This is a genomic window from Acinetobacter nematophilus (assembly GCF_026344175.1).
GTDB classification, from domain to species: Bacteria; Pseudomonadota; Gammaproteobacteria; order Pseudomonadales; family Moraxellaceae; genus Acinetobacter; species Acinetobacter nematophilus.
The window spans coordinates 45,907-64,404 of sequence record NZ_JAPKMY010000010.1 but is presented as its reverse complement, the minus strand read 5'-3'; the positions used below and the strand labels follow the sequence as shown (position 1 = coordinate 64,404).

Sequence of the window (18,498 nt, the reverse complement as noted above, 5' to 3'; positions counted from 1 at the left end):
GTTTTTTGTGGTATAAAATGCCAATAATTAGACAGTTTTTTATGCCTTGATTAGAAATTATCATATTGAATTTAAATATTATTTGAAAAAACATTTGAAAAAAGGTTGTGGATTGCCCACAAAAGCGATTAAATACTTTGCGCCAAAATTTATCATTTTATTGAAAAGTTTGACCTTTTTTGTATCATTTTCTGCTGAGGAATGAACGTTGAAATATAGTAGCCTGAATGACTTTTTAAATTACGTAAAAGCACGTGATCCAAATCAACCAGAGTTTTTGCAAGCTGTGGAAGAAGTGATGACCAGTTTATGGCCATTTATTGAAAAGAACCCAGAGTATGCTGAACAAGGTTTGCTTGAACGTCTTGTAGAGCCTGAACGCGCTATTCAATTTCGTGTTTCTTGGGTCGACGACAAAGGTCAAACACAAGTTAACCGCGCTTTCCGTGTCCAATATAATTCTGCAATTGGTCCATTCAAAGGCGGTATGCGTTTTCACCCATCTGTAAACCTATCGATTTTGAAGTTTCTGGGTTTTGAACAAACGTTTAAAAATGCTTTAACCACATTACCCATGGGTGGTGGCAAGGGTGGTTCTGACTTTGATCCTAAAGGCAAGTCAGAGGGTGAAATTATGCGTTTCTGCCAAGCATTAATGATCGAACTTTATCGTCATTTAGGTTCAAACACAGATATTCCAGCGGGTGATATTGGGGTGGGTGGACGTGAAGTCGGTTATATGGCTGGGATGATGAAAAAACTCAGCAATGACACTTCATGTGTATTTACGGGTAAGGGCTTGTCTTTTGGCGGTTCATTGGCTCGTCCAGAAGCGACAGGCTTCGGTACAGTTTATTTTGCTGAAGAGATGCTTAAAACTCGTGGTGATAGCTTTAAAGGTAAAACGGTCGCTATTTCAGGTTCAGGAAATGTGGCGCAATTTGCAGCAGAAAAAGCGATGTATCTGGGTGCAAAAGTAGTTTCTCTTTCTGACTCGAATGGTACAGTCCATGTAAAAAATGGTTTTAGTAACGAACTCCTTGCTGAAGTGATGGAGCTTAAAAACGTAAAACGTGGACGTATTTCCGAATTTGCTTCGAAACATGGCTTCGAATATTTAGAAGGTCAACGTCCATGGTCTATTCCATGTGATATTGCTTTGCCTTGTGCAACTCAAAACGAATTAAATGAAGAAGATGCAGCAGTCTTACTTCAAAATGGTGTGATCTGTGTTGCTGAGGGGGCAAATATGCCTTCGACATTAGAAGCTGTTGAAAAATTCGTTGAAGCTAAAATTCTTTATGCGCCAGGAAAAGCATCAAATGCGGGGGGGGTGGCAACTTCTGGTCTTGAAATGTCTCAGAACTCGATCCGTTTGGGATGGACTTTTGAAGAAGTGGATGAGCGTTTGCATGCCATTATGAAAGAAATTCATCGTAACTGTGTCAAATACGGTATGCAAGAAGACGGTACAGTCAACTATGTAAATGGTGCAAATATTGCTGGTTTTGTGAAAGTTGCTGATGCAATGTTGGCGCAGGGCGTATTCTGATTTAAAGAAGCAATTTTTATATTCGATCGAACGTTTTTATTCTACCGAGTTAAGTGATTAGCTCGGTTTTTTTTGCTCGAGATACAATACGTGTTTAAGGCTTGGCTGTAGTTTCAATAATTGAATCAAGTGTATACTGAAATTGAGATTGATCTGCTGCTGGATGCAAAATTTCGCTACGTTTTACTTTAATAATTTGTGTTGATTGAGGATCGTGTATAAAACCATCAATACTGTCATAGAAATAGCTTGGTTGTTTTTCGATATATATTTTTTCTCCAGCTGGATTTAGGATTAATTCACGCACTAATAGACAGGTTTGAGGTGCGACGCCTTCACATGGCTTGGTCTCCGGAGCAACTTCTAAAACAATGATCTTGGGTTGACTCGGAACACGATGCACTTGCAAAGTTTGAGTTTTAATGGAAGTTGTTGATTGCGTTGAGGGGGCTTTGGTGCATGCAGACATCAAGAATGGGCAAAGCAGCACAAGACTTAATTTATAATTCATCGTATTTACCAAATATTGGGTTTAACAGTAGATATCTAACACGAAGCTAGATCTGCTGAACCCTGAATAAGTCATTGGTTTGTCAGTTGATCTATCTATTAAAATGGTGAGAAATTTTAGATTTTTTTAATAACTTATCAGACAGTTGAATAGTTTTAAATCATCCACAAAGCTGGATATTAAGTCAAAACGTTTTACGCAAAAAGAAAAGCTGAAGTTAAACTTCAGCTTTTGATCGAATCAAATTATTTTACAGTTTCACGCTCAATGATCATGTCCTGTACATAAGCATATTTAGACTGATCAGCAGCAGGATTTTTAATTTCATAACGCTTTAAACGTACAACTTGACGTTCACCTGGGTTATGTGTAAAGCCTTCGATTTGGTCATAGAAATATGTCCAATCTTTGTCTACTTGAGTTTTTACACCGTTGTCAGCATATTTGATTTCACGCACTTGAAGACATTGCATTTTCATCACGCCAGCAGAACACTCTTTAGTTTCCGGAGCAATTTCTAAGAAAATGGTTTCGCCTTGGCTTTGATATTTGGTTTCAGGTGTCATTTTACCAGTAAACACAACCTTACCACCTGTAGCATTGACTAAAGTTAAAGTTGGGCTTTCAGTATTGGCTGTATCCAGTACAAATGCTGTTTTACCTGCTTGGAACAATGAAGCAGCAAAGCTTTCTTGCTTCATTAATTCAGGTGAACACATCATATTGGTTGATGCAATATTACCTGTAACAAGCAAACCATTTTCAACTTTTGCACTTGTCATCAAACGGTTACAGCCAGTCGCAACACTTAAACGTTGATCAGCAAAGTTAAGCACGATTGGTTGTTTAGTTTCAGCTGGTTGGTATGACCACTGATAAGCATTTAAAGTTTGTTGTGCAGTACCTTGTTGTTGTAATACTTTCACAGCAGTATCACCTAATTTTTGAATATCACCCGATTGACAAGCAGCAAGCGCTAAAGGAAGTACGGCTAAAGCTAAATATTTGAATTTCATATTCTATTCACGTTATTAAAACTAGGCACAGGATAAAGCATTGTCCATAAAAAGATATGGAGACAGTTTATTAGTTCAGTTTCAAAATGTATCTATATAACTAAAAATTAAACAATACTTAACAAATTGTTATTAATTGTAGTCAATTTGAGCCCATTCAGCAATTTAGTCGAAGCGATAAATGTCCATACCTAATGCGCCCATGGAGAAACTGCTGTGTACAATGCTAAACCGATGCCCAGTTCCCATTGCAAAAAATAAAGGTGCAAAATGCTCAAGTGTTGGATGATTTTTCTGGATATAGGGCAAAGAATCCCATTGCAAGACTGCATCATAATCACTGTGATTTAATTTACTGACCACATAGTTCCTAAAGCTTGAAGCCCATTCAGGAACATGATGATCTTTTTCATGCCATGACAATTCTCTTAAATTGTGGGTAATGCTACCTGAGCCGATCAGTAAAATTTGCTTTTCACGTAATGGAAGAAGTGACTGACCAATCGCATAAATTTGGTCAGCATTCATAGTCATTGGTAAGGAAATTTCAATCACGGCAATGTTAGCATCCGGATACATATGTAACAGAGGCATCCATACCCCATGATCACGAGGACGAGTACTATTTGCATGCGCTGGGATCTGTGCCTCAGCAAGTAAATGCAAAATTTCTTCGGCGAGTTCAGGATTTCCCGGTGCAGGGTAACGCATCTCATAGAGTGCTTGAGGAAAACCTCTAAAATCATGCCATGTTTCAGGTCGTACACCTGTATTTACTTCCAGTGCATCACTTTCCCAATGTGCTGACATCACAACGATCGCTTGTGGTACGGGAAGATTTAGCCCAAGTCGATGTAAAGCAGGACCAACTTGTTCGGGATCTAGTGCAAGCATGGGTGAGCCATGTGAGATAAATAAACCGGGAAGTGTTTGTAAATTCATATCTTTGCGCCTAAATGATCGTTGAATAAATCAAAAAACCATTCTAACTCAATGAATCATTGGGCGTCAGTGTTCTACTTCAATATCCTGTTGCATGAATACAACATATTCTTTAAAGCTGAAATTATCGATGACAAGATATTGAGGCGTGTAAATCGATATTCCTAAAATTAACCTGCACGATGATAAGGGTGGTTATGATTGATACTCATCGCACGATACAGTTGTTCGATTAACATGACACGCACCAATGGATGAGGAAGTGTTAGTTTAGAAAGCGACCAGTGCCACGCCGCTGCTTTGCGAACGGCTTCTGAATGACCATCGGGTCCACCAATTGCAAGCACGACATCATTACCTTCGAGCATCCAACTTTTCATGGTTTCAGCCAGTTTTTCTGTACTGAATTCACGACCACCTACCTCAAGCGCAATTAATGTTTCACCTTGTTTGAGTTGACCAAGAATACTGTCACCTTCGATTTGACGGTATTTTAAAATATCTGCTTCTGAATCATTTTTGCCACGTTTAGCCATGGGTAATTCAATAATTTGAGTTTGTACAAAAGGCTGAATTCTTTTGAAATAATCTTCAAAACCAGTCAGTACCCATGCAGGCATTTTTTGACCAATAGTCAGAATACGGATTTTCATATTAACAATTTCAAACGCTGGAATTACGCCATTATAACGTGATATTGGTTATCCTCAGGCATACAACAAAAACTGTTTTTCGATTGCTGTTTTTTTAATGATGTTTATTGCATAACTTTTATTGAGTTTATCTATGTTGATGCATTGTCTAATGAGTAGAATTTTAAAACAAATGATCCTGATGCTTGTACTGAGCTTTACACTCCCAATATGGGCTATGGCAGCTCAGCCTCTCAATATTCAGCAAGCTGAACCTGATCGGCTTAATAGCTACCTAAAACAAGTGATTCATCCTCAAGCTTTTAGAAATTATCAAAATATACAAGAGCTGGATCGCGTTGCTGCCTTTATTAAACAACAAGTCGAACAGTTTTCTATCCCATGTGAATATCAAACTTACGCGGTTGATGGAAAAAACTATCGTAATGTGGTGTGTCATTTGCAAATGGGACATGCCAAAAAAGTGATTCTTGGGGCGCATTATGATGTTTATGGTGATTTCAAAGGTGCAGATGATAACGCCTCTGGCGTTGTTGGACTGATAGAGACGGCTCGAATTTTGGCAACAAATCGACGCCAGTTAAAGCAAAATATTGATTTTGTGTTTTATACCTTGGAAGAGCCGCCTTACTTCCGTACAGAACACATGGGCAGTTTTATCCACGCCCAGTCAATATTAAAACAAAATGATCAAATTCAAGCGGTCTATATTTTAGAAATGATTGGATATTTTGACCATAAAAATGTGCAAGATTACCCATCAGGATTGGCTGCATTTTATCCCAAACATGCAAATTTTATTGGTGCTGTGAGTAATTTTAGCTCACGCGCGATAGGTGAAAAATATTGTTCGGCTATGAAAAATCTAAAGCGTTTGGATTGTCAAAGACTCATTGCACCATCATTTGTCAAAGGTGTGGATTTTTCTGATCATTTGAATTATTGGCGTTTCGATATTCCTGCTATTATGATTACCGACACGGCATTTTTTAGAAATAAGCATTACCATACTTCAGAGGATACGGTTGAAAAGCTTAATTTAAATAAAATGGCTGATGTGGTTGATGGTCTAGTCAATACTTTGTTAAAAGACTAATTCTAGGTATGTTTTTCATCAGTAAAAACTACTTTAAATAAGGAGAGTTTATGCAATACGGTGCAATGCAATTGCTCTCCATGTGGATGAAAGATCGCAAAATTCAAAATCAGTCTGAGCATACCTTGGATGCTTACTTTCGAGATGTATCGAATTTTATTGATTTCTGCTATGACAAACAGCTTGAATTAAAACAAGTAGAAGCATCAGACTTACGTGAATATGTGGCTTATCGTGTTGAAAGTGATCAGCTTTCCACCAGTAGTCTACAGCGCCATTTGACTTCGATCCGTCAATTTATGAAATGGGCAAAACAAGGCGGTTACTTGGAAATCAATGCTGCTGATGATTTTCAATTGAAACGTCAACCTCGACCATTACCTGGGATGATTGATATAGAAACGATCAATCAAATCATGGATCAAGCAGAACCCGAAAAACCAGTAGAAAAGCAATTATGGGTGAGAGATAAAGCGATACTTGAGTTGCTCTATTCCAGTGGTTTACGGCTTGCAGAAATTCAGCGTTTAACGATTCGTGATATTGATTTCACTCGGCATTTATTACGAATTACAGGGAAAGGCAATAAAACTCGAATTGTTCCTTTTGGCTCTAAGGCGCGTGAGAGTCTAGTTGAATGGTTGAAAGTTTATCGAATTTGGCAAGGCGAATTTAGTCCAGATGCTTTTGTTTTTATTACGCAACGTGGCAATAGTATTACACCTCGACAAATTGAAAATCGTGTGAAGTATCAAGCCTTACGAGCAGGAGTAAATGTTGATTTACACCCTCACTTACTGAGACATTGTTTTGCCAGTCATATGTTGTCTAATAGTGGTGATTTAAGAGCGGTTCAAGAAATGTTAGGGCATAGTAATTTAACCACGACTCAAATTTATACGCATGTCGATTTCGATCGTTTGGCACAAGTCTATGATCAAGCACACCCAAGAGCATCAGCTGCAAAAATAAAATAAAAATGAGTAAAACAACGTTGAATAGTTTTTAATTCATGTGAAAGTTGGTCTATTGGTAAGAATAACTAAACATTTTGTGAATATATTTAGCTTGATAGAAAATAAGAATATCGAGTATTTAAGTATATAGTTGATGTAAATAATACTCATTAACTTTTATAGGTGTTAATTTATACTTAAAACTAAACAGGAAAAATTATATGCAGGCGTTTATAACAAGAGGTTGCTCAACTGATCATGGGGGTAAAATTATAGAAGGCGAAGATTCTTGGTTGGTTGAGGGAAGGGCGGTACATCTAGAAGGAATGACTCATTATTGTCCAGAATGTAAAATATTATCTAAAGCGATTGGAACTGAACGTGGATTTATATTGATTCAAGGTAAAAACCCGATTGTTCATGGCGATCGTTCAAGTTGTGGTTCAAAATATATCAAAATTTCAGATTTAGCTGGGCGTGATGCATGGAAAGATCATACATCTTCTCAGCTAAAATTGAGTCAACAAAAAAATGGATATTCTGCACAATATCAACTTATAAATCAGCTGGATGGTACAGTGTATAAAAATGTTAAATATAAAATTACTTATGACGATGATCATATTGTAGAGGGTATTACTGACAATGATGGAATGACTGAAAAATTAAACAGCCGTGATCAGTCTAATCAAATTAGTATCGAAACTTTTGAGAATGACTCATGGTAGATATTTATCGAGGTCAAACAAAACAAAATGCCAAAGTAGAGCAAATCAAAATAAAGCTTCCTGTGCGATTAATCATTTATGGTGGGGCGAAGTCTGTGAGTGACAATAGTGCATTTTTTGCATGCTTCAAAAAATGTCATCAAAGATTATAGGAATGATCTACCTATCAAATCTTATTTTATGTCGCAGGGAATAAAACAATTGATCAATGCGGTGAATAAGGAAGCAGAAAATTCGGTACAATCTTTAGATATTTTTTCACATGGATCTGAGCTTGGACTTTATACAGTAATAGGAGCTTCCCTTAAAAATTTCATAACTCATGAATATGCTCAGGTAAATAATTTAGCTTCCAATTTATATCGAAATAGATTAACCAAAATTAATCAGTATGAGATATTTGGAGGAGCAAATTGGCGAAACTCTTTTGTTATTTCTGAAATTAATTTTAAAGTATTTACTATCGAATCCAAAATAGAAATACATGGATGCCACTCTGCATTTGATGGTGAAAGTGATACCTTATGTGCCTTAATGTCTAAAGCTTTATATCAGGCAGGGAAAAAAAGAAGTGTCGTCATCGGGCATGCTGATTTTGCAACACCGAATAGAGGTGGGACAAAGATAATTAGTCAACAGGACTATCGTCATGAAGAGCGAGTAATTTATAACAATGGTAATGTTATTGCTAGAACCCGTGCAGATGGTCGAATTTCGTCGTCTTTTATCAAAAGGGCATTAGGTGGTTAAATGGATGAATATAACTATTGGGTTAGCTTATACTCGATAATTTTTACATTGCTAATTATATCATTGAGCCTTAATTCTATTATTTTTTTTAAAGGTAAAATTAATAAAATTTTAGCTTTTTTTGTTTTTACAGGGATATATTCTTTAATTTTAAGTTATTTTTTTGAAAGATCATCCATACGATATACACAGCAAGAGTTTTTATCTACATTTATTTATAAAGGGTATAACTCTCATATTTTTCAAGGGAATATGTATCTAATCATAACTTGTATACTATTCTGTATTCTAATAATTAGATTGTCGAGGAAAAGAAGAGCAGCTGCATGCTCTTGAGCGCATTTAACTGATGAAGAAAGTCCATCTAAGTTGTTGAAAACTTCTCATCATTGAGCACATGCACACAGATTAGACACATTTAGCACAGAAAAAAGTCGAATAGATAATTGTTTTTAAAAATGCTCTCATGTATATCTAAGTTTCGTATTTATCAAATACATTTTTATTGATTCAATTTTGCAAAAAATTTAGGTCTTTCAATGATCCCCGAACTTGAACAAAAATATAAGCAACTGACTGAAGCTCAAAAAGAGATTTTTAAGGGCTATGGCTTACGTCAAATTAAGCATTTTGTAGAATTTAGCTTACCCAAAATTGAGGCGACATTGCCTGAAGCGGGGAAAGTCTTGGGAATTAATGCTGAAGGAAAAGTCCAAGCAATCAATACCCAAACCAATCAAACCTATCTATGGATATCAGATCAGCAATGGCAAGCGGCTCATACTGCTTCAAGCCATATTGATTTAAAAGAAGATTTTATTGAAATTTGGCAGGTTTTGGAGCTTGAAAAGCAAGATTTGATTGATTTAAGTCATATCCATCGTGATTTTTTAGAGAGCATTGCCAAGTAAGAACTCTTAGTCTTGAAAATCCTGTTTTTTAATTCGATATAACTTTTCCTCTCGTAGTGGATGATGATCATCAAAATCAGGATGCAAGAAGTCATGTGAAAAACGCATTCCGATTTTTTCCATGACTTTTTGTGAAGCAAGATTATGTTTTGCAGTAAAAGCAACAATTTCTTCAAAACCCAATTCTTCAAAAGCAAATCGTAAACAGGCATGAGCACCTTCAGTTGCATAACCTCGATTCCAAAATTTAGGATCAAGTCGCCAGCCAATTTCGATACACGGTGAAAAATCAAATTTTGATGGTTGTGGATGCATTCCAATACAGCCAATAAACTCTTGAGTTTCTAAGAGCTCAACAGCCCAAAGCCCCCAGCCTTTGATTTCAATCAGGTATTTGATTTGATTGGCTAATTCATCACTTTGCTGGCGATTTAATATTTTGGGGAAAAACTGCATCACTTCAGGATTGGAGGTTATTTTTGCAAAAGCTTCTAAATCAGAAGGTTGCCATTGTCGAAGTAAGAGTCGATCCGTACATAATTCATAAATCATCGTTGATGGGCATCCTTACTTGTTTATTATTTGCTGATGTTTGAATCTTAGCATGTTTACTTTTTAAAGGTTTGGGTTGTCTATACGATAAAGTAAATGTTCTGCTAGCGCATGTTGCGCATCTAAAGCAGAGTGTTTAAACAAACAGACATAATGCATTCCCAATCGCTGCATTACTTTTTCAGAAGCTTGATTTGACACAGCAGTAAAGGCAACAATTTGCTCTAAAGCCAATTGCTCAAAAGCAAACTTTAAGCATGCTTGGGCTGCTTCTGTCGCGTAACCTTTATTCCAATAGCAGCGATCAAGACGCCAGCCAATTTCAACACAAGGTGAGAAGCTGAATTTTTCTGGTTGGTCAGCTAAACCAACAAAACCAATAAATTGTTGATTTTCCTTTAGCTCAACAGCCCACATCCCCCACCCATAACAGCTAATCAAATCTTGAAATTTTTCAGCTAAAAGATCACTTTGCTGTGTCGATAACGTTGATGGAAAATACAGCATGACTTCTGGGTCAGTATTTAAATGTGCAAAAGCTTTTAAATCGCTTGGTTTCCATTGTCTCAGAATTAATCTTGATGTTTCTAGCTGAATTGGAGAATTAAATTTTTTCATGATGGCGTTTAATAAATTAACAATGATTTATTGATGGATAATCCACTATAAATCTTCTAAAGGAAGTTGGAAGCTTTGCTTGATGATTTGGCTGGGGACGTCTGTTTTGACACTGGTAATTCCATTTTTTTTGGTCAGATGGGTCGATTGAAATTTACGGTAACTTTCCAGATCAGGGACAACAACCTTTAACATCGCGTCACACTCTCCCAAGATGATATAGCACTCCATGACTTGTGGAAGCTCTTTCATTGCTTCAATAAACGTATCAATGGTTTCGGCATCTTGTCCCAACAGCCAAATGCGTGAAAATAAAATCAATTGAAAACCAATTTTTTGTGGATCAACTACAGTGGTGTAATTCTGAATAACTCTAGCATCTTCCAACAAGCGAACTCGTCTTAGGCAAGAAGAAGGCGATAAGCCAATTTCACGGGCTAAATCGTTATTTTGGATTCGACCATTGGCCTGTAAAGCCCTGATGATATTTTTATCAATACGATCTAGCTTTATTAGAATTGTCTTTGATGAAATTTTCATAAAATAGAATTTAATTCGAAAAATAATGATGATTATAGAATATTTGAAATCCTATTTTAAACGTTTTCGAAGATACTATTTTCTTCTCTCATCCAGACACAAAGGAAAATTGAGATGTCTGTATTTGTACTTTTTGCCTTGACGGTACTTCCGTTAATTTTCACACCAGGACCCGATATGTTATTTATCCTGTCACAAGTGATAGGTAAAGATGCAAAATCAGGCATGATGGCGACACTTGGCGTTTGTTCAGGATATCTGGTTCATTCAATATTGGTCGCACTCGGTATTGCAGCAATCATTGTGTCATTTCCGATTCTGTTTGAAACTATTCGTTACTTGGGAATCGCTTACTTGTTATATCTGGCTTTTCATTTAATGAAGTCTGTATTTAACACGAAACAAATACAGATTGAGCAAAAAGTGGTATCGAATCCCATTCATAAAGGTTTTTTTACCGCCTTGCTGAATCCCAAAGGAATGTTGATTTATTTTGCAATTTTGCCTCAGTTTATTGATAAGTCAGGAAATACGGTTACTCAGGGTTTAGTATTGTCCTTTATTTTCATCGCTTTGATTTTTGTGGTGTATTGCAGTTTGAGTTTTGTTGTTGCAAAAATGACGCAAAAACAAGAGATCAATCAACGTAATCAAAAATGGATTGATGGGGGTTCTGGAACATTATTGACCCTTGCTGCGGCTTGGTTAATCGTCAATTCATAAAGCCACAAAGATAAGACGGGATTCAAAAGGATGCCCGTTTTATCTTTTTTGTATTTTGTTACAAGTTTAATGTCAAAATAATCACAAATTTAATGAATAAACATAGTGAGTAAAATTGCTGAATCTGTCTGAAATGACAAAGCTAACATTTGTAGATTTATTTATGTCGGCATCCCGTTGATTGATTGATAATTTATCTTAATCATTTTGGTTATTTATACAGAATTTATACAAATAATGTTATTTATCAATATATAAATATTGTCGAAATAGTATTCTTATACGTCTTAATCAAACCATTTAGAAAAAATGTGAACTGTACGTTCAGGCTTTTTTAAGACTTTTTAGCGCTGTTTTGCGAATTGTGACTTGACCGAAATGCCAATCACATTGCAAGATAGGACACCTAAATAATTTTAAATGAAGCGTTATTATAACGCTTCTTAACATTTACTTTTGCTAAAACAGCCGAGGATTACATGAAGGCTCTTGTTGCTGTAAAACGTGTGGTTGATGCCAACGTTAAAGTTCGCGTTAAACCGGACAATAGTGGGGTAGACCTTACTAACGTTAAAATGTCAATTAACCCATTTTGTGAAATCGCAGTGGAAGAAGCGGTTCGCTTAAAAGAAAAAGGAACAGTTTCAGAAATCGTTGTTGTTTCTGTGGGTCCTAAAGAAGCGCAAGAACAAATCCGTTCTGCAATGGCTTTGGGTGCAGACCGCGGTATCTTAGTTGAAACTACGGATGAAATTGGTGCTTTAGAAGTTGCTAAAATTCTGAAAGGTGTCGTTGAACAAGAACAGCCACAACTGATCCTTTTAGGTAAACAGGCGATTGATGATGACTCAAACCAAGTGGGTCAAATGCTTGGGGCACTTCTTGGTGCAGGTCAAGGGACATTCGCTTCTGTAGTGACCGTAAATGGTGACAAAGTTCAAGTGACGCGTGAAGTAGATGGTGGTTTACAAACTGTAGAGTTAAATACACCTGCGATCGTGACCACTGACTTACGTTTGAATGAGCCTCGTTACGCTGCACTTCCAAACATCATGAAAGCCCGTAAAAAACCGCTTGATACAAAATCTCCTGCAGATTATGGCGTTACAGCAGCTTCTAAACTTAAAACAGTTAAAGTTGAACCGCCTGCAGAGCGTAAAGCTGGTGTGCAAGTGAAGTCAGTAGATGAGCTTGTTGAAAAACTTAAAAATGAAGCGAAAGTGATCTAATACAGAAGGATAAAATCATGAGTATTTTAGTTATCGCTGAGCACGACAATAAGACACTTAACGGTGCAACTTTAAACGTTGTTGCTGCGGCTCAAAAAATCGGTGGTGATGTCACTGTATTGGTTGCAGGTTCTGGTGCTCAAGCCGTTGCAGATGCTGCTGCAAAAGTTGCTGGCGTAAGCAAAGTTTTACTTGCTGATGATGCAGCTTATGCAAATCAATTGGCTGAGAATGTTGCGAAACTTGTTGCTGAATTGGGTAAAGGTTATACACACATCCTTGCTGCTTCTACAACAACAGGGAAAAATATTCTGCCACGTGCTGCTGCACTTTTAGACGTCAGCATGATTACAGACATCATTGCTGTTGAAGGTCCAAAAACGTTCAAACGTCCAATCTATGCAGGTAATGCAATTGCAACAGTTCAATCTGATGAAGCAATTGTTGTGGCGACTGTACGTGGTACTGCATTTGATCCAGTTGCTGCTGAAGGTGGTTCTGCTGCTGTTGAAACAGTCGCTTCTACAGGTGATGCGGGTATTTCTAAGTTTGTTTCTGAAGAAATTGTGAAATCAGAACGTCCGGAATTAACTGCAGCACGTATCGTCGTTTCTGGTGGGCGTGGTGTTGGTTCTGGTGAGAACTATCATAAAGTACTTGATCCACTTGCTGACAAGCTTGGTGCTGCTCAAGGTGCTTCACGTGCAGCCGTTGATGCTGGTTTCGTTCCAAACGACATGCAGGTGGGTCAAACAGGTAAGATTGTTGCACCAGACCTTTATGTTGCAGTGGGTATCTCAGGTGCAATTCAGCACTTGGCAGGTATGAAGGATTCTAAAGTGATCGTTGCGATTAACAAAGATGAAGAAGCACCGATCAATGCAGTTGCTGATTACTGGTTAGTGGGTGATTTAAATACTGTAGTTCCAGAATTAGTGTCTAAGCTTTAATTTTAGAATTAATTTTAAAAACGCTCCAATTGGAGCGTTTTTTATTTTTAAATAATGAGAATAATAATTGTTATTATTTGTGGTGTGTATTATATTAAAAAACTAAACATAATTTTACATATAACTAAATAATTGGGGAAAACCAAATGACTACATTTACATATATTGGACTGTTTGTTTTTAGTTTAACTTCAACTGTTCTTTGGGCTAAGCCTTGCGCTTCATCTGGAGGGAATTTTACTAATGTTTTGCCTGTCAGGGTCCCTATTACTGCTGCTGATCTTGTAGGTACCGTTGTTTCTAAAAATACATTAAGCGATATGGCTTTTGAAAAGGCAGCAGAGATCACGCAGAAAAGTTTTGGCGGTAGTGTAAACAAAGATCAGATTGTTTTTCAGCCAACCTTTATATTACGTGGTATGCCATATCAGATGAATTTACCTATGCATTTTGATGGGCAGAAATCTATTGGAAGAGCCATACAAACACAATTCATGAAAAACCCTCCACCATTAAATCCTGATTGGAATTGTGACCCAAGAGAAAATACTCGTTGGGAACCGTGTTGCCAAGAGTGTGCTGATCAAGGGATTGCACAGTGGTATGAAGTTAAATTTATGTTTAATAGAGGGTTTATTTTGCATGAACAAGAGAAAGCTGCTAGGAAGAAAGTTGTACGCCATATTGTTTACCTCTAAGAGATGGAGTTGAAGATGAAGAAAATTCCAAAAAAAGCCTTAATATTTTCCCTGAGTATATTTTTTGGGGGGATTTTTGTTTTAAGCGTAAAAGGTAATGGCCCCTCAGAATCGTTCAAAGCTACTTCTAATGTAAAAAGTGAAATGCTATTAAGCAAATATCAAGAAGTCAGCGTTAATAATCATGCGCCACAAAATACTCAGGAAACCAACACAAATCTTTTTTCAGATAAAGAATTAGAGGTAATTAATCAATGGGCAAATGATAGAAAATGGGGGGGGAGATATCTTATTGATTCATCGGGACAACTTGTTTTTCAAGAAGATGAGCTAATTGTGAAATATCGAGATCTGAGTATTGATAAGTTGAGGGAGATTGTAAAAAATGACCGTTCGTATCAAGCTGAAAAAGTATTAGTAGAAAAGCTTTTGCAAGAAAATTTTTTGACATTTGATCGTCAAAACCCCGATGTTACGACAGAAGTTACAGCATTGGTTTTAGATTTAACAACCTATGGTGAAGTAAACAGCTTACAAGCTTTAATTGATACTTATATGGCGAATGGATATAAAGCTGCTGAGATGAATGGAAGGAAATTATGGCTAGCTGATCAAAGCGCATACAAGAATGCGATGAAATACTTGTATGTATTAGAGCAGAGAGGTCAGGTCGGCTTTTCAAGATATAAGCAAATTGTTTTAGATAATCCCGCATTAAAAAAAATGCCAGAATATAACCAAATTATTCATCAGGGATATATTGAGGGGCAACAGTTATATCAACAATTGGAATTAGCAAGACAACAAAAAGCGTTACCAGCATTTGATAATCAGATACCTAAAGAGGTAGATAAATTATATGATCAAATCACAGCTCCGTTACGTGAGATGGAGCAAGAACTAAGATGACAACAAAATTACTTCCAATTACTTTAATTTCCGGTTATTTGGGTGCGGGAAAAACTACTTTATTAACAGAATTATTGTTAAATAATCAAGCAAAGAAAGTTGCTGTAATCGTCAATGATATGAGTCAAATTAATATTGATGTTGAATTACTAAATTTGCTTTTACCAATACAGAAAATTGAGAACATGATAGAGTTTTCAAATGGTTGTATCTGTTGTACGTTACGAGAAGATTTATTTCGGTCAATTAAAGTACTTGCTGACAGTGGGAAATATGATTATTTAATAATTGAATCGACTGGGATATCTGAACCAAGTCATATTGCTGTTAATTTTGAAAGTGATACGGACACTGGTTTTTCACTTTCAGATAGTGGATATTTAGACAATCTAATTACGGTAGTTGATGGTGTTAATTTTTTAACAGATTTTTACTCAAGTATTGAAATTGATGCCGGAGATGAGTTTGATGACCGTTGTTTATCGGAAATTCTTGTAGAGCAAATTGAGTTTGCAAGTCACATTCTTATTACTAAGGTTGATCTAATCTCACAGCAGCAATTAGAAGAAATCGTTTCAGTTATCCGCTCCTTAAACACAGTTGCCAAGGTTGATCATATTGTTAATGGTGAAATTGAAATTGGTAAAGTTCTTGATACAAAATTGTACGATAAAAAATTATTAATGGATTCACCACGTTGGTTAAAGGCTATACTAAATGAGAGTGATGAGTCTGAAATTGAAAAATATGGAATTAGTAGTCATGTTTGGAGAGCGCGAATACCTTTGCATCCTGAGCGATTGTGGCAGTTATTTAACTCTGGATTAAAGTTTGGGGAATTGATCAGAGCAAAAGGTTTTTTTTGGCTTGCAACTAGACCTAGAGAAATTGGAATATGGCATTTGAGTGGTAGGGTGCTTTCTACTCGTTATGGCGGTTTATGGTGGAAATATGTGCCACAACAAAGTTGGCCACAACATTCTAAACACAAGGAAGCTATCTTATCTCGCTGGGATAATCAAGTTGGAGATTGTCGTCAAGAAATAGTTTTTATTGGACGATATCTGGATACTGAGTTAATTGATAAAACCTTAGATCAATGTCTTTTGCAAAGCACAGAGATAGGGAAAGTGCATTTATTAACAGATCCTTTTCCTCAATGGACTTAAGACTACTATCTGAATTTTATCAAATCGTAGATCATTCATCCTGTAATTTTTGAATTTACAAACTTTCCCTGAGATAGCATTTATAAATAAAAATAAGTGACTTCGATGAAAAACTGTTAATGGAAATACTTAGTTTTTGTAATAAAATGGTTTGATTTAAATCTTTCTAATGATCCTTTATATAAAATATTGAAGTCCGATTTTAAACGCTATAGTATCAAACTCGATATATGGCTAAACTTAAAGCTGATATTGGCGATAGAGTGAAAATATCTGTGTCAATTTACGACACAGAAGACAACAATTATTTAGGGGCTTAGGAAGTTAAGCATATCAAAAAATCTGAACTTAAAGCTTTATCGCAGATTAAATAATTTAACTTTAAATAGAAAAAACATGAAATGTCCTAAATGCAATGCTGAAAATATCAACGAAGCCGTGAAATGTGGGATTTGCGGTACACGGTTAAAACATGCCAAGCAGAGTAATATCTTTACTGATAGTGCACATGTGGAAGCATCTGTACGCCGGGAAAATAAAAAAACGCCGAATCAATTAAAACCAATCCCTCAGTCTCAGTCGAAATCATTGACAGAAACCCTTATGGACAAAAATGTTTCTGCCGAAGAGAAGGCTAGGATTTTCTTGGACTCATGGCAAGACAAAGCCAAAGATACTTGGGAGGGTACACAGAATCCGAAGAAAAAGAAAAATTTAAAAATTGTATGGATACTTTTAGCAGTCTTTATGTTTGGTCCAGCTGTTTTAGGTGTAGTGGCAAGTGTAGTGATTCCCGCCGTGATGTCAGTGATTGGTATTGCAAATGTCGATCATTCTGATGCAGATGAAGCTGCTGAGGCGACGGATGTTGCAACGGCAGCTGCTGAAGGCGTAAATGTTGATAATGAAATAGATAGCATAAAAAATCAGTTATTTTCTCGCTACAGTGCCGTACAGGAGTTTCAGAAAGATATAGAGAAGTATTATCGGAAAACTGGAAAACTCCCTACGCAGTTGAAACAATTAGAACCCTATACTGAAACAGGCTTTAGTGATTATACTTATCAATATTTTGCAGTTGGTCAAAATGGATCAATCATTGGTTTATTTCGACTGGAACCAGAAAAAAAGATCTATGCTGTACCCGAAATTCGACAAAAAAAGATTGTAGGGTGGAAGTGTTATAGTATTGGAATTGATGATGATTTGCTCAAAGACTGCCAATACTTAGATCATGATCCATTTAAATCGTAGTTTATTATGAGCACAATCAAAAATACTGAACATCCAATGTTTGGCAGAATTTACATTTTTATTGTCTGCCTTTTTGCTTTAGTGATCGGTTTACCGTTATTTTTTAAAATGCAACATTCTATGTGGATGCAGGGCTTGCTGGCATATGGTTTTTTATTGCTCTTGATTGGATTTGTTCTCTATCATCTGGCATTTATCTATCGTGCAGAAGATACCGATGTTCAAATGTGGATGGATCAATATGTTTTAAATGAGCCGACTTATTTACATCATGTGATTTTTCATTTTGTATTTTTTATGAGTTTAATGGTCATTACACAGTTTGTGTTTGTATTTTATAAATTATTTAGAACGACAGATTAAATGATGATGGATCAGGTCACCTGTCACATCAATTCACTTGAAAATTAGTTGAATGAGAGATAGGTTTTAGACGGGTTCCGCTACAAGTGATTTGATCTTCATACAGCAAATATAACTGAGATCAGTGATTTAAATATCGAAGTATCTGATGGTAAGTGTTTTGTTGTTCTACTGCCGATTTTATTGGCTTTTCAAATCTCAAAAAAAACTGAAATTTGCTTAAAAATACTACAAAAAATCATGATTATAGTAGGGATGGATTGGCACAAAAGCAATAGAATTTATGCTATACTGTACGACTGAATTTTACCTTTTGGCTCAACTTTTTTTGAGCTAAATTTTGACTAGCTAGATGATATAAATGAACAGTAGCAATGA

Annotated in this window: 21 protein-coding genes; 14 read left to right on the top strand and 7 right to left on the bottom strand. The window is 36.3% G+C overall.

Translation table 11 applies throughout. The features are described from left to right. Positions 1–208: 208 nt before the first annotated feature. Positions 209–1,552 carry an NADP-specific glutamate dehydrogenase gene (gene gdhA, locus OSH00_RS16345; protein ID WP_266131322.1) on the top strand — a complete coding sequence of 448 codons (1,344 nt, stop codon included), beginning with the start codon at positions 209–211 and terminating at the stop codon, positions 1,550–1,552. Positions 1,553–1,646: 94 nt separating this feature from the next. On the opposite strand, the gene OSH00_RS16340 is transcribed toward gdhA, so the two are convergent. From OSH00_RS16340 to rlmH, 4 genes are all read right to left on the bottom strand, one after another. Beyond that, positions 1,647–2,063: a DUF4377 domain-containing protein gene (locus OSH00_RS16340; RefSeq protein WP_266131321.1), complete on the bottom strand. Its 417-nt coding sequence runs from the start codon at positions 2,061–2,063 to the stop codon at positions 1,647–1,649. Between the two features lie 245 nt (positions 2,064–2,308). Next, complete coding sequence (locus tag OSH00_RS16335; RefSeq protein WP_266131320.1) at positions 2,309–3,079, bottom strand: META and DUF4377 domain-containing protein; 771 nt, start codon at positions 3,077–3,079, stop codon at positions 2,309–2,311. Between the two features lie 165 nt (positions 3,080–3,244). After that, positions 3,245–4,021: a dioxygenase family protein gene (locus tag OSH00_RS16330; protein ID WP_266131319.1), complete on the bottom strand. Its 777-nt coding sequence runs from the start codon at positions 4,019–4,021 to the stop codon at positions 3,245–3,247. A 170-nt stretch (positions 4,022–4,191) separates the two neighbouring features. After that, the gene (gene rlmH / locus OSH00_RS16325) at positions 4,192–4,674 is read right to left on the bottom strand and encodes a 23S rRNA (pseudouridine(1915)-N(3))-methyltransferase RlmH (RefSeq protein WP_004829391.1); all 483 of its coding nucleotides are present in this window, start codon (positions 4,672–4,674) and stop codon (positions 4,192–4,194) included. Positions 4,675–4,855: 181 nt separating this feature from the next. Between rlmH and OSH00_RS16320 the strand changes: the two genes are divergently transcribed. The 5 genes from OSH00_RS16320 (at position 4,856) to OSH00_RS16300 (ending at position 9,115) form a co-directional block, all read left to right on the top strand. Further along, the gene (locus OSH00_RS16320) at positions 4,856–5,770 is read left to right on the top strand and encodes a M28 family peptidase (RefSeq protein WP_420909540.1); all 915 of its coding nucleotides are present in this window, start codon (positions 4,856–4,858) and stop codon (positions 5,768–5,770) included. 80 nt (positions 5,771–5,850) lie between these two features. After that, positions 5,851–6,747 carry a tyrosine recombinase XerC gene (locus OSH00_RS16315; protein ID WP_266131404.1) on the top strand — a complete coding sequence of 299 codons (897 nt, stop codon included), beginning with the start codon at positions 5,851–5,853 and terminating at the stop codon, positions 6,745–6,747. 200 nt (positions 6,748–6,947) lie between these two features. Continuing rightward, entirely contained in the window at positions 6,948–7,454 is a 507-nt protein-coding gene (locus OSH00_RS16310; RefSeq protein ID WP_266131317.1) for a PAAR domain-containing protein, read from the top strand. Positions 7,455–7,553: 99 nt separating this feature from the next. Then, positions 7,554–8,204: a hypothetical protein gene (locus OSH00_RS16305; RefSeq protein ID WP_266131316.1), complete on the top strand. Its 651-nt coding sequence runs from the start codon at positions 7,554–7,556 to the stop codon at positions 8,202–8,204. A 539-nt stretch (positions 8,205–8,743) separates the two neighbouring features. Continuing rightward, a complete protein-coding gene (locus OSH00_RS16300; protein WP_266131315.1) occupies positions 8,744–9,115 on the top strand; it encodes a hypothetical protein in 372 nt (123 codons plus the stop codon). 6 nt (positions 9,116–9,121) lie between these two features. Here OSH00_RS16300 and OSH00_RS16295 read toward each other — a convergent pair whose 3' ends face one another. From OSH00_RS16295 to OSH00_RS16285, 3 genes are all read right to left on the bottom strand, one after another. Further along, on the bottom strand, positions 9,122–9,667 hold the full coding sequence (locus OSH00_RS16295) for a GNAT family N-acetyltransferase (protein WP_266131314.1): 546 nt from the start codon (positions 9,665–9,667) through the stop codon (positions 9,122–9,124). Positions 9,668–9,730: 63 nt separating this feature from the next. Then, positions 9,731–10,285, bottom strand: a complete 555-nt coding sequence (locus tag OSH00_RS16290; protein ID WP_266131313.1) for a GNAT family N-acetyltransferase — start codon at positions 10,283–10,285, stop codon at positions 9,731–9,733. A 45-nt stretch (positions 10,286–10,330) separates the two neighbouring features. Beyond that, a complete protein-coding gene (locus tag OSH00_RS16285; RefSeq protein ID WP_196076573.1) occupies positions 10,331–10,825 on the bottom strand; it encodes an Lrp/AsnC family transcriptional regulator in 495 nt (164 codons plus the stop codon). A 114-nt stretch (positions 10,826–10,939) separates the two neighbouring features. Here OSH00_RS16285 and OSH00_RS16280 point away from each other — a divergent pair, with 114 nt between their 5' ends. The 8 genes from OSH00_RS16280 (at position 10,940) to OSH00_RS16245 (ending at position 18,120) form a co-directional block, all read left to right on the top strand. Further along, positions 10,940–11,548 (top strand): LysE family translocator, encoded by a 609-nt coding sequence (locus OSH00_RS16280; RefSeq protein WP_266131312.1) that lies wholly within the window; start codon positions 10,940–10,942, stop codon positions 11,546–11,548. Between the two features lie 479 nt (positions 11,549–12,027). Next, positions 12,028–12,777, top strand: a complete 750-nt coding sequence (locus tag OSH00_RS16275) for an electron transfer flavoprotein subunit beta/FixA family protein (RefSeq protein ID WP_266131311.1) — start codon at positions 12,028–12,030, stop codon at positions 12,775–12,777. A gap of 17 nt (positions 12,778–12,794) precedes the next feature. After that, on the top strand, positions 12,795–13,727 hold the full coding sequence (locus OSH00_RS16270; RefSeq protein ID WP_196075007.1) for an FAD-binding protein: 933 nt from the start codon (positions 12,795–12,797) through the stop codon (positions 13,725–13,727). A gap of 146 nt (positions 13,728–13,873) precedes the next feature. Then, positions 13,874–14,425, top strand: a complete 552-nt coding sequence (locus tag OSH00_RS16265) for a hypothetical protein (RefSeq protein WP_266131310.1) — start codon at positions 13,874–13,876, stop codon at positions 14,423–14,425. 15 nt (positions 14,426–14,440) lie between these two features. Next, on the top strand, positions 14,441–15,334 hold the full coding sequence (locus OSH00_RS16260) for a hypothetical protein (RefSeq protein WP_266131309.1): 894 nt from the start codon (positions 14,441–14,443) through the stop codon (positions 15,332–15,334). After that, complete coding sequence (locus OSH00_RS16255; RefSeq protein ID WP_266131308.1) at positions 15,331–16,503, top strand: GTP-binding protein; 1,173 nt, start codon at positions 15,331–15,333, stop codon at positions 16,501–16,503. The genes OSH00_RS16260 and OSH00_RS16255 overlap by 4 nt, the downstream gene beginning before the upstream one ends. 396 nt (positions 16,504–16,899) lie before the next feature. Further along, positions 16,900–17,757 carry a zinc ribbon domain-containing protein gene (locus OSH00_RS16250; protein ID WP_266131307.1) on the top strand — a complete coding sequence of 286 codons (858 nt, stop codon included), beginning with the start codon at positions 16,900–16,902 and terminating at the stop codon, positions 17,755–17,757. A 6-nt stretch (positions 17,758–17,763) separates the two neighbouring features. After that, positions 17,764–18,120 carry a hypothetical protein gene (locus OSH00_RS16245; RefSeq protein WP_266131306.1) on the top strand — a complete coding sequence of 119 codons (357 nt, stop codon included), beginning with the start codon at positions 17,764–17,766 and terminating at the stop codon, positions 18,118–18,120. Positions 18,121–18,498: the final 378 nt, after the last annotated feature.